This is a genomic window from Ruegeria sp. BHSB196 (assembly GCF_059613135.1).
In genome coordinates this window covers 14,814-24,856 of record NZ_JBXWRY010000001.1, presented here as the reverse complement: position 1 = coordinate 24,856, position 10,043 = coordinate 14,814, and the positions used below count along the sequence as shown (strand labels likewise).

Annotated in this window: 10 protein-coding genes; 6 read left to right on the top strand and 4 right to left on the bottom strand. The window is 63.8% G+C overall.

From position 1 onward, the window contains the following. The first annotated feature begins 31 nt into the window (after nt 1-31). The gene (locus AC2FNJ_RS00110) at nt 32-637 is read left to right on the top strand and encodes an OmpW/AlkL family protein (protein WP_496761548.1); all 606 of its coding nucleotides are present in this window, start codon (nt 32-34) and stop codon (nt 635-637) included. Nucleotides 638-709: 72 nt separating this feature from the next. On the opposite strand, the gene AC2FNJ_RS00105 is transcribed toward AC2FNJ_RS00110, so the two are convergent. The 3 genes from AC2FNJ_RS00105 to AC2FNJ_RS00095 all read right to left on the bottom strand — a co-directional run bounded on the left by AC2FNJ_RS00105 (nt 710) and on the right by AC2FNJ_RS00095 (nt 3,967). Beyond that, nucleotides 710-1,873 (bottom strand): isovaleryl-CoA dehydrogenase, encoded by a 1,164-nt coding sequence (locus AC2FNJ_RS00105; RefSeq protein ID WP_496761547.1) that lies wholly within the window; start codon nt 1,871-1,873, stop codon nt 710-712. Between the two features lie 173 nt (nt 1,874-2,046). Further along, nucleotides 2,047-3,237 carry a DegT/DnrJ/EryC1/StrS family aminotransferase gene (locus AC2FNJ_RS00100; RefSeq protein ID WP_496761546.1) on the bottom strand — a complete coding sequence of 397 codons (1,191 nt, stop codon included), beginning with the start codon at nt 3,235-3,237 and terminating at the stop codon, nt 2,047-2,049. A gap of 58 nt (nt 3,238-3,295) precedes the next feature. Beyond that, nucleotides 3,296-3,967: an HAD-IA family hydrolase gene (locus AC2FNJ_RS00095; RefSeq protein WP_496761545.1), complete on the bottom strand. Its 672-nt coding sequence runs from the start codon at nt 3,965-3,967 to the stop codon at nt 3,296-3,298. 133 nt (nt 3,968-4,100) lie between these two features. Here AC2FNJ_RS00095 and glmU point away from each other — a divergent pair, with 133 nt between their 5' ends. Genes glmU through AC2FNJ_RS00075 form a run of 4 tightly spaced genes read left to right on the top strand, consistent with a single transcriptional unit; the run spans nt 4,101 to nt 8,516 of the window. Then, on the top strand, nt 4,101-5,453 hold the full coding sequence (gene glmU, locus AC2FNJ_RS00090; RefSeq protein ID WP_496761544.1) for a bifunctional UDP-N-acetylglucosamine diphosphorylase/glucosamine-1-phosphate N-acetyltransferase GlmU: 1,353 nt from the start codon (nt 4,101-4,103) through the stop codon (nt 5,451-5,453). A gap of 3 nt (nt 5,454-5,456) precedes the next feature. After that, nucleotides 5,457-7,277 carry a glutamine--fructose-6-phosphate transaminase (isomerizing) gene (gene glmS / locus AC2FNJ_RS00085; RefSeq protein ID WP_496761543.1) on the top strand — a complete coding sequence of 607 codons (1,821 nt, stop codon included), beginning with the start codon at nt 5,457-5,459 and terminating at the stop codon, nt 7,275-7,277. A 3-nt stretch (nt 7,278-7,280) separates the two neighbouring features. Beyond that, nucleotides 7,281-7,823 (top strand): pyridoxamine 5'-phosphate oxidase family protein, encoded by a 543-nt coding sequence (locus tag AC2FNJ_RS00080; RefSeq protein WP_496761542.1) that lies wholly within the window; start codon nt 7,281-7,283, stop codon nt 7,821-7,823. A gap of 6 nt (nt 7,824-7,829) precedes the next feature. Then, entirely contained in the window at nt 7,830-8,516 is a 687-nt protein-coding gene (locus tag AC2FNJ_RS00075; RefSeq protein ID WP_496761541.1) for a DNA alkylation repair protein, read from the top strand. Here the strand turns inward: AC2FNJ_RS00075 and AC2FNJ_RS00070 are convergent. Beyond that, a complete protein-coding gene (locus AC2FNJ_RS00070) occupies nt 8,504-8,944 on the bottom strand; it encodes a hypothetical protein (RefSeq protein WP_496761540.1) in 441 nt (146 codons plus the stop codon). The genes AC2FNJ_RS00075 and AC2FNJ_RS00070 overlap by 13 nt on opposite strands. Nucleotides 8,945-9,034: 90 nt before the next feature. Here AC2FNJ_RS00070 and moaA point away from each other — a divergent pair, with 90 nt between their 5' ends. Beyond that, on the top strand, nt 9,035-10,042 hold the full coding sequence (gene moaA, locus AC2FNJ_RS00065) for a GTP 3',8-cyclase MoaA (protein ID WP_496761861.1): 1,008 nt from the start codon (nt 9,035-9,037) through the stop codon (nt 10,040-10,042). Nucleotide 10,043 lies beyond the last annotated feature (1 nt).

The window sequence follows — 10,043 nt, the reverse complement described above, 5'->3', positions numbered from 1 at the left end:
GTGAAACCACTGAACAAGAACAGGAGTCACCATGAAAACGACAGCCGCCGCCCTGGTGCTGACCACTGCATTGACCGCCCTCGCCGTTCCGGCCCTTGCGCAGTCGCAAGGCGACTGGACGGTTGGTGTCGGCGTTGGCTATCTCGACCCGAAATCCGACAACGGAACGCTGGCCGGGCTGAGCGCCACGATCGACGCCGATACCCGCCCCATCTTCACCGTGGAATATTTCATCCGCGACAATCTGGGGATCGAGCTGTTGGCCGCGACGCCGTTCGAGCACGACATCTCTCTGGCCGGATTGGGGGATATCGGCTCGGTCAAGCACCTGCCGCCCACCCTGTCGCTGAACTATCACTTCGCGAACAACAGCGCATGGACGCCCTATGTCGGCGTGGGTCTGAACTATACCACGTTCTTCGACGAGCAATCGTCGCTGGGAACGCTGGAACTTGACGATTCCTTTGGCGTGGCAGTTCAGGCCGGCGTGGATTACCAACTCAGTGCCGCAGGCGCCGTCAGGCTCAATGTGCGCTGGTTCGACATCGATTCCGACGCAACGCTCAACGGCGCACCGATCGGCACCGCCGAGATCGACCCGATTCTGGTTGGCTTCTCCTACGTGCACCGTTTCTGATCTCCCGGTATCGGCCGGCCTCGCCGCCGATCATCGCGCCCCGCGCCCCTCCCGGTCGCGGGGCGTCCGTTTTCAGAGCATCTCGCTCATCAGTTCGCGACCGATCAGCATCCTGCGGATCTCGCTGGTGCCCGCGCCGATCTCCATCAGCTTGGCATCGCGGAAGATGCGGCTGACGGGTGCATCGGACAGAAACCCTGCGCCCCCCATGGCCTGCACCGCCTGATGCGCCTGCGACATCGCCTGTTCGGAGGCATAGAGACAACATGCAGCCGCGTCCTGACGGGTCACGTCGCCACGGTCGCAGGCCTTGGCGACCTCGTAGATGTAGGCCCGCGCCGAGTTCATCGCGGTGTACATGTCGGCGATCTTGCCCTGCATCAACTGGAAGGTGCCGATGGGTTTGCCGAACTGCTTGCGCTCGGCCAGATAGGGCATGATCTCGTCCAGACAGGCTGCCATGATGCCCGTTCCGATCCCGGCCAGAACCACCCGTTCATAGTCCAGGCCGGACATCAGCACCGCGACGCCCTTGCCTTCTTCACCCAAAACGTTCTCGAACGGCACTTCGACATCATCGAAGATCAATTCCGCTGTATTCGACCCGCGCATCCCAAGCTTGTCAAAATGGGGCGAGGTGGAGAATCCCTTCATCTCCTTTTCGATCAGAAAGGCCGTGATCCCCTTGGACCCCGCATCCGGATCCGTCTTGGCATATACGACAAGCGTATCGGCATCCGGCCCGTTGGTGATCCAGTACTTGTTGCCGTTCAGCCGGTAATGGTCATTGCGCTTCTCGGCGCGCAGCTTCATCGACACCACATCGGACCCGGCCGAAGGCTCGGACATGGCCAGTGCGCCGACATGTTCGCCGGAAATCAGGCGTGGCAGGTATTTCTGCTTCTGTTCTGCGGTGCCGTTCAGCTTGATCTGGTTCACGCAAAGATTTGAATGCGCGCCATAGGACAGCGAGACCGAGGCGGACGCCCGTGCGATCTCTTCGACCGCAACCGTATGCGCCAGATAGGACATTCCCGCGCCGCCATACTCCTCGGGCACGGTGATGCCCAGCAGTCCCAACTCACCCATCTCTTTCCACAACTCGTTCGGAAACGCGTTGGACTTGTCGATTTCGGCGGCCATCGGCTTGATGCGCTCCTGGGCCCAGCGATGCACCATCTCGCGCAGGGCATTCACGTCTTCGCCCAGGTCGAATTGCATGGTGGCAGTGAACATCTGCGCTTTCCTCCCGCGTTAATGAACAACTGTTCAATAATCAGATACCAGCGAATCTCCCGCCGGTCAACGGTTGCGTCGCGCACCGCCAGCCATACAGGAAAAAAGGGCGCCGATCCGTTCCGGATGGCGCCCGATCGGCGTGCCGCAAGAAACCTAGGCGGCCGGCCGCCTCACGACTGGTACACCGCGCCAACCTCGGCGCGGATGATGCGCGCGATCAGGCGGCAATCCTCCAGCGAAAAGGTCAAGGGCACGCGCATGTCGATGATGCCTGCCAGAATCCGGTCGCTTCTGGGCAATGGCGCGCTTTTGGCATAGCGCCAGCTGTCATAGCGGGAGGTGAAGCCCGTGGGCTCCGCCCCGCCGAACCATTTCAGCTCGACCCCGCGCGCCGCGCAGCGACGGATGACCTCACTCACCCGTTCGGCGGCCCAGTCGAGCAGAAGAAACTGGATGGAGGATCCGACAATTGCCTCGGCCTCGGGCCGCTCGACGATTGTCAGGCCGGGCGTGCCGCGCAGCCCGGACTCGATTTCGAAATAGCGCTCGTTCCACCGCGCCACCTGAGTATCGAGGTTCCGGAGTTGCGGTCTGAGGATCGCCGCCCGCAGGTTGTCCATCCGGCCGGAGATGTTGGGCGTGTCGTATTTGATCCGCTCGAACACCTCGGGGCGCGGCGCGGCCAGATGCCGCTCGTACAGCATGTAGGATCCGGACAACATCACCGCCCTGGCGGCGAGATCCTCGTCATCGGTGATCAGCAACCCGCCCTCGCCCGAATTCACGTGTTTGTAGGTCTGGCAGGAATAGCAGGCGATGGCGCCATGACGCCCCGACAAGACGCCGTTCCAGCGCGCACCCATCGTGTGGGCGCAGTCTTCGATCACCAGAACACCCGCGCCGTCACAGATCTCCATCAGCCGATCCATGTCGCACAGATGGCCGCGCATGTGGCTGAGCATCAGAACCCTGGCCTGATCCGCCTTGGCCGCCAGGTCGTCGAGATCGATGGTCAGGGCTTCGGTCACGTCCACGAAGACCGGATGCGCGCCGACCGATGCGATGGAACCGGGCACCGGGGCCAGCGTGAAGGCGTTGGTCAGCACGGGATCGCCCGGCCCGACGCCGGCGGCACGCAGCGCGGTGGCCAGCGCATAGCCGCCCGAAGCCACCGCCAGACAGTACCGGGCACCCATCAAATCCGCGAACTCCCGTTCCAGCAGCGCGGTTTCGCTCAACTCCCCGGACGCGACATTGTAGCGGTGCAGGCGACCGTGGCGCAGTACGGCCACGGCGGCCTCGATCGCATCGTCTGGGATCGGTTCCTGCTGCGTGAAACTGCCGGTGAAACGTTCGGTCATACCGTCTTGTGGGGCGCTGGCCTCGCCCGGTCAAGGGGCATCGCGCCGGAGGCGCAATCTACGCCGCGTCGCCGATCAGTTCCGCGACCAGATCCGGCAAATCGTCGAAATGATGCAGCAGCGCGTCGGGCTCCAGCGCCGCCATGTCTTCGCCGGACGGCCCGAACGTCACCAGAACCGAAGGCACGCCGGCGGCGCGCGCCGTATGCCGGTCAGTATCGGAATCCCCGATCAGCACGCACCTTGCGGGATCGCCGCCGGCGCGCCGCGCCGCCTCGCGCAACGGTTCCGGATCCGGTTTGCGCACCGGCAGCGTGTCGGCCCCGACCAGCGAGCCGAACACCTCGCGCACGCCGAGGCGCCGCAACAGCAGATCGGCCAGCCCTTCGGGCTTGTTCGTGCAGATTCCCACCCCGTAGCCGGCCGACCTGAGCGCCTCGACCGCATCCAGCGCACCGGGATAGAAAAAGGTGTGGCGATCGATGGCCTCGCCATAGGCCGACAGCAGCACCGGATAGTATTGATCCACCGTCGCGGCATCGTAGACGCCCAGGCGTTCCAGCCCGCGGGTCAACATCATCCGGCCGCCGCGCAGGGCGATCGCGGCATCCCCATCCTCAACCAATACGTCGCCGTGCCCCATCAGCCGGAAACAGTGGTTTGCGGCCGCCAGAAGATCGCCGGACGTGTCCGCCAGCGTGCCGTCGAGATCGAAAATGACCGTGCGCATCCTGCCTCCGGCTTCGGCGAGTTTCCGCCTTTGCGTGTTGCAAACGGCAATGTTGTTTGATGGATGAACCGCTTGCGCCTTGGAAACCAGCGGATAAAACGGTTGCCGACAAAACAAAAGAGAAAACGCATTCATGAGCATCGCACTTGTCATCCTTGCGGCCGGACAAGGCACCAGGATGAATTCGGACTTGCCGAAGGTACTGCATCCCATCGCCCAGGTTCCCATGCTGATCCACACGATGCGCGCCGGCGCGGCTCTCGAGCCCGAGCGCACCATCATCGTGGCCGGGCACGGTGCGGATCTGGTCAAAGCGGCTGCAGCGGCCGAAGACGAAACCGCAATTGTCGTGCATCAGGACGAACAGCTTGGCACGGCTCATGCGGTCGGCTGCGCAAGCGAGGCGCTGGCGGGGTTTCGGGGCGACGTTGTCGTGCTCTACGGAGACACGCCGTTTCTGCGGCCGGATACGCTCGAACGGATGCTGGCGGCCCGAAAGACCCACGATCTGGTCATTCTCGGGTTCGAAGCGGCGAATCCCGCCCGCTATGGCCGACTGGTCATGAGCGGCGACCGTTTGGAGAGGATCGTCGAGTTCAAGGACGCAACGGATCAGGAACGCGCCATAACCTTCTGCAATTCAGGGCTGATGGCCTGTGACGCCGCGAACATTCTGTCCCTCGTCGAAGAAGTCCGCAACGAAAATGCGGCCGGCGAATACTATCTGACCGACATCGTCGAGATCGCGGGGCGGCGCGGGTTGAAGGTGACGGCCGTGACATGCGCCGAAGAGGAAACGCTCGGGGTCAACTCAAGGGCCGAACTCGCCGCGGCCGACGCGGTATTTCAGGCGCGGGCCCGGGCGGAGCTGCTGGAGCTTGGCGTGACATTGATGGCTCCGGAAACCGTCTTTCTGGCCGCGGATACGGTGATCGGCCGCGATACGGTGATCGAGCCCAATGTCGTGTTCGGCCCCGGCGTAACAGTGGAAAGCGGCGCGACGATCCGCGCGTTTTCCCACCTCGAAGGTTGCCATGTCAGCCGCGGCGCGGTCGTCGGACCCTATGCGCGGTTGCGGCCCGGCGCAGAGATTGCCGAAGCCGCGCGGATCGGGAATTTCGTCGAGATCAAGAATGCCGAAATCGGCGAAGGCGCCAAGGTCAACCACCTGAGCTATGTGGGAGATGCCTCGATCGGCGCGGGCGCGAACATCGGTGCGGGTACCATCACCTGCAACTACGATGGGGTCATGAAGCACCGTACCGTCATCGGCAGGGACGCGTTCATCGGCTCGAACACGATGCTAGTGGCACCCGTCGCCGTGGGCGCCGGCGCCATGACGGCGACCGGGACGGTGGTGACGCGAGATGTCGAGGCCGACGCGCTGGCGGTCGCCCGCGCGCGGCAGGAAAACAAGCCGGGACACGCGCGCAGATTGTTCGAGATGCTGAGGGCACGAAAGACCCGCCAAGGCGAGGGGGTCTGACGGATGTGCGGCATAGTTGGTGTGCTGGGCAACCACGAAGTTGCGCCCATTCTCGTCGAAGCCTTGAAGCGGCTGGAATACCGCGGGTATGACAGCGCCGGCATCGCCACGGTCAACAACGGTGTCCTCGACCGTCGGCGCGCGGTCGGAAAACTCGTGAACCTGAGCGATCTGCTGGTTCACGATCCGCTGCCCGGAAAATCCGGCATCGGTCATACCAGATGGGCCACGCATGGTGCTCCGTCCGTGACCAATGCCCACCCGCACCGGGCCGGGTCGGTCGCCGTGGTGCACAACGGTATCGTCGAGAACTATCGCGAACTGCGGGCCGAACTGGCCGAAGCCGGCATCGCGTTCCAGACACAAACCGACACCGAAACGGTCGCGCTGATGACCGAACGCTACATCCAGGGCGGGTTGGAACCGGTCGAGGCGGCGTTCAAGACGATCGACCGGTTGGAAGGAGCGTTCGCGCTTGCCTTTCTGTTCGACGGTGAGGATGACCTGATCGTTGCGGCGCGCAAGGGATCGCCTCTGGCGGTTGGCCATGGCGACGGCGAAATGTTCATCGGATCGGACGCCATCGCGCTGGCGCCGTTGACGAATCGCATCACCTATCTCGAGGAAGGCGACCGCGCGGTCGTGACACGCGAGTCGTTGGAGATACGGACCGAATCCGGGGAACTCGCCAACCGCGAAATCCGCAAGATCAAGTTGGACCGGGCCCGGTCCGGCAAGGACGGCTACAAACATTACATGGCCAAGGAAATCGCCGAGCAGCCGGTTGTCGTGGCCGATGCGGTCCGGTCCTACCTGCCCACGGGCAGCGACCGGGTGAACCTGCCGGCGGAGCTGGATTTCTCCAAGCTGGATCGGCTGGTCATGGTCGCGTGCGGAACCGCCTTCTATGCTTGCCTCACCGCCAAATACTGGTTCGAGACCCTGGCCCGGATCCCGGTCGAAGTCGACATCGCTTCGGAGTTTCGCTATCGCGAACCGCCCTTGGCCGACAAAACGCTGGCGCTGTTCGTCAGCCAGTCCGGCGAGACCGCCGACACGCTGGCGGCGTTGCGTTATTGCGACGGCAAGGCGGACAGGATCGTGTCGGTCGTCAACGTACCGGAAAGCTCGATCGCGCGCGAAAGCGACCTCGCCCTGCCGATCCATGCCGGTGTCGAGATCGGCGTGGCCTCCACCAAGGCGTTCACCTGTCAGCTGACCGTGCTCTTGCTGCTGGCGCTCAAGGCGGCGGCCGACCGGGGCACGCTGTCGGCCGAGGACATGGCGGATCACGCGGCGGCGCTGCGGGGCCTGCCCTCAGCCCTGAACGCCGCGCTCGACCAGAACGAGCCGATACGCAAAGCCGCGCAGCGACTGAGCGAGGCGCGCGACGTGCTGTTCCTGGGTCGGGGCGTGATGTATCCGCTGGCATTGGAAGGTGCGCTGAAGCTCAAGGAAATAAGCTACATCCATGCCGAAGGATATGCCTCGGGCGAACTCAAGCATGGGCCCATCGCGCTGATCGACAAGCATATGCCCGTGGTCGTGATGGCCCCGCACGATGCGCTGTTCGACAAGACCGTATCCAACATGCAGGAGGTCATGGCGCGCAAGGGCAAGGTGATCCTTGTCTCCGACGACGACGGCATCGCGAAGGCCGAGGATGGCGTCTGGACCACGATCCGGATGCCGCACATCCATGACAGCCTGACGCCGATCCTATATGCCATACCGGCCCAGCTTCTCGCCTATCACACGGCGGTGGCCAAGGGGACGGATGTCGATCAGCCGCGCAACCTGGCAAAATCCGTGACGGTGGAGTGACGCATGGCCAAACAGTTTCCCGCGCTTGACGCGGCCCATCGGAAATTCATCGAAGAGCAGCATCTGTTCTTCACCGGCACGGCCGCACCGGAGGGCCGGGTGAATATCTCGCCCAAAGGGATGGACTCGCTGCGCGTCCTTGGCCCGAACCGCATCCTGTGGATGAACCTGACCGGCAGCGGCAACGAAACCGCGGGTCATCTGCTCGAAAGCGATCGGATGACCCTGATGTGGTGTTCGTTCACGACGCGCCCGCTGATCCTGCGCGCCTATGGTACCGCCCGAACCGTTCAGCCGGGTGATGCCGACTGGGCGGAGCTTGGCGCGCAGTTTCCGGCCCATCGCAGCGCCCGGCAGATCTTCGACATGGCGGTGGACCTGGTGCAGACCTCCTGCGGCTACGCTGTACCGTTCATGGACTACAGGTCCGAGCGCGATACGATGCAGAAATGGGTGGACGGAAAGTCCGATGACGAGATCCGTGCCTACTGGGTCGAAAGGAACCGTTCGACGATCGACGGAAAGCCCACCGGCGTTCCGGACTGATCCACGATGCTTGCGCCCTATCTCGACCAGATCAAGGCCCATGCCGATCCGGAGCGCGCCGCCCAGATGGCCTCCTATCACAAGGCCGACCGACCGTATCTGGGCGTCGGCAATCCGGTTCTGAACGACCTGACCAAGGCGTGGCGGCGGCAACTAACCGTCGGTGAACGAGTCGAACTGGCCGATTCCCTGTGGCGGACGAACATCCACGAAGCACGCCTGGCCGCCGCGAAACTGCTGACCCAGGCGCGGATCCGGCCCGACCCGGAGGTCTGGACCCTGCTGACGAGCTGGTTGCCGGATTTCGACGCCTGGGCGGTGGCCGATCACGCCTGCATGGCGATGCAGAAACGGCTGGTCGCCGATCCCGCGCGGCTGGATCAGGTTCAGGACTGGACGCGCTCAGACCACATGTGGACGCGCCGCGCCGTGCTGGTCGCCACCCTGCCCTGGACCAAGCAGAACCACCCCAAGCCGGACGATCTGGCCCGGCGCGACCGCATTCTGGGCTGGGCCGCCGGATATGTGCGGGATCGGGACTGGTTCATTCAGAAGGCCGTCGCCTGGTGGCTGCGCGAACTGTCGAAACACGACGCGCAGCGCGTCATCGCGTTTCTGGACGACCATGGCGAGGACATGAAACCGTTTGCCCGCAGGGAAGCGGCGAAATACCTGGCCGATCAGTCGGAATAAACGTCCAGTTCCACCAGCTCGTCCAGCGGCACCAGCATGGCCTGCATCGCTTCCAGCGACAGAAGGCTGCCGCCGCCTTGCGGGCCCGGCGCCGGGATCAGCAGCACGAAGGCCTGCGCCCCGGTCCTCCGCGTGACCACCCGGCCATTGACCTCGGACGACACCAGCGGCGTTTCCATCCAGCGTCCGGGGCGTGTCGGATCGCCAAGGCCGGCGACCGTCCGTCTGGCGCCTTCCCAACCCGGATTGTCGGCCACCGGCACCGCGTCTTCCTCCGGCGCGGGTTCCGCCCGCTCCGCTTCGGGCAATGCCTGTTCATCGGCCGAGATCGCGGGATCCTGCGCTTCGCCGAACCACCGGTCCGTCGTCGTGCGAACGGCCGAACACCCGGCCCCCAGCATCAGCAGGATCAGAAGGACATGTTTCATGGCCGCGACCCTATCTCTCAGGCTTGGGACATGCCAGCCGAAAGACGGTTGGCTCTTGCCGCAGGCCGCTCTCCGCTTTACCTATATCGCATGACTGCTCCGTTGATCGACCCGTTTGCGCGCGCCATCACCTATCTCCGTGTTTCCGTCACGGATCGCTGCGATTTTCGCTGCGTCTATTGCATGTCTGAGAACATGACCTTTCTGCCCAAGAAGGATCTGCTGACCCTGGAAGAACTGGACCGCATGTGTTCGACCTTTGTCCGCATGGGCGTTCAGAAACTGCGGATCACCGGGGGCGAACCGCTGGTGCGCCGGGACATCATGACCTTCTTCCGCTCGATGACCCGTCATCTGGACAGCGGGGCGCTGAAGGAGCTGACCCTGACGACCAACGGCTCGCAACTGTCCCGCTTTGCCGATCAGCTCTACGACTCAGGCGTGCGGCGCGTGAACGTTTCGCTGGACACCCTGGACGAGGCGAAATTCGCCGAAGTTACCCGCTGGGGCCGCCTGAAGCAGGTGCTGGGCGGCATCGACGCGGCGCAAAAGGCAGGAATGCGCGTCAAGATCAATGCGGTGGCGCTGAAGGGCTTCAACGAGGCCGAGCTTCCGCGCCTCACCGAATGGTGCGCCGAACGGGACATGGACCTGACCTGGATCGAGGTCATGCCGATGGGCGATATCGGCAACGAAAACCGGCTGGATCAGTACTGGTCGCTCAAGGATGTGCGCGCCGAATATGAAAAGCACTACCGCGTTTCGGATCTGGCCGAACGGAGCGGTGGCCCCGCGCGCTATGTCCGGCTGGAAGAAACGGGCCAGAAAATCGGCTTCATCACCCCGCTCAGCCACAATTTCTGCGAAAGTTGCAATCGGGTGCGCCTGACCTGCACGGGCGAGCTCTACATGTGCCTCGGGCAGGAAGACATGGCCGATCTGCGCAAGCCCCTGCGCGATCACCCGGACACCGACGCGCCGTTGCAAGACGCCATTCGCGCCGCCATCGACCGCAAGCCCAAGGGGCACGATTTCGACTATTCCCGCCAGCAGATCGCCGGGCAGATGCCCCGCCACATGAGCCACACGGGCGGCTAGG

What these genes read in the sequence shown, in the direction of transcription:
- AC2FNJ_RS00110 (WP_496761548.1), top strand. Translation starts at nt 32, where the DNA reads ATGAAAACGACAGCCGCCGCCCTGGTGCTGACCACTGCATTGACCGCC.
- AC2FNJ_RS00105 (WP_496761547.1), bottom strand. Translation starts at nt 1,873, where the DNA reads ATGTTCACTGCCACCATGCAATTCGACCTGGGCGAAGACGTGAATGCC.
- AC2FNJ_RS00100 (WP_496761546.1), bottom strand. Translation starts at nt 3,237, where the DNA reads ATGACCGAACGTTTCACCGGCAGTTTCACGCAGCAGGAACCGATCCCA.
- AC2FNJ_RS00095 (WP_496761545.1), bottom strand. Translation starts at nt 3,967, where the DNA reads ATGCGCACGGTCATTTTCGATCTCGACGGCACGCTGGCGGACACGTCC.
- glmU (WP_496761544.1), top strand. Translation starts at nt 4,101, where the DNA reads ATGAGCATCGCACTTGTCATCCTTGCGGCCGGACAAGGCACCAGGATG.
- glmS (WP_496761543.1), top strand. Translation starts at nt 5,457, where the DNA reads ATGTGCGGCATAGTTGGTGTGCTGGGCAACCACGAAGTTGCGCCCATT.
- AC2FNJ_RS00080 (WP_496761542.1), top strand. Translation starts at nt 7,281, where the DNA reads ATGGCCAAACAGTTTCCCGCGCTTGACGCGGCCCATCGGAAATTCATC.
- AC2FNJ_RS00075 (WP_496761541.1), top strand. Translation starts at nt 7,830, where the DNA reads ATGCTTGCGCCCTATCTCGACCAGATCAAGGCCCATGCCGATCCGGAG.
- AC2FNJ_RS00070 (WP_496761540.1), bottom strand. Translation starts at nt 8,944, where the DNA reads ATGAAACATGTCCTTCTGATCCTGCTGATGCTGGGGGCCGGGTGTTCG.
- moaA (WP_496761861.1), top strand. Translation starts at nt 9,035, where the DNA reads ATGACTGCTCCGTTGATCGACCCGTTTGCGCGCGCCATCACCTATCTC.